Raw genomic sequence first — 331 nt, forward strand, 5'->3', positions numbered from 1 at the left:
ACCCTGGTTGGCGTTGGCGTGGATGCGCCAGTCCTGGCGGTGCAGGTACTCGTTGACCGAGCGCTCGACATCGACCGCGGTGCGGCGGTCTTCGCGCAATGCGCGGTGCTGCTCGCGGTAGACGATGTAGGCGCGCGCGGCCTGGGTGTGGCCGGCATCGAGCAGCACCTGCTCGACCACGTCCTGGATCTGCTCCACCGTGGGCACGCGCACGCTCAGGCGCTGGATGACGGCGTCGGTCAGGCGCCAGGCTTCATCGACGTCGAAAGCGTTGCTGGCATCGCCCGCGGCGGCCATGGCCCGCGCGATGCGCTCAGGCTGGAAGCCCGCC

1 protein-coding gene is annotated in these 331 nt (G+C 70.4%); it reads right to left on the reverse strand.

The window, feature by feature from the left end; translation table 11 throughout:
* On the reverse strand, positions 1 to 331 hold a 331-nt coding region (locus B2W70_RS05475), incomplete at both ends, for an ATP cone domain-containing protein (RefSeq protein ID WP_286743650.1).

It is taken from the genome of Aquabacterium sp. UBA2148 (genome assembly GCF_002328915.1).
GTDB classification, from domain to species: Bacteria; Pseudomonadota; Gammaproteobacteria; order Burkholderiales; family Burkholderiaceae_C; genus Aquabacterium; species Aquabacterium parvum.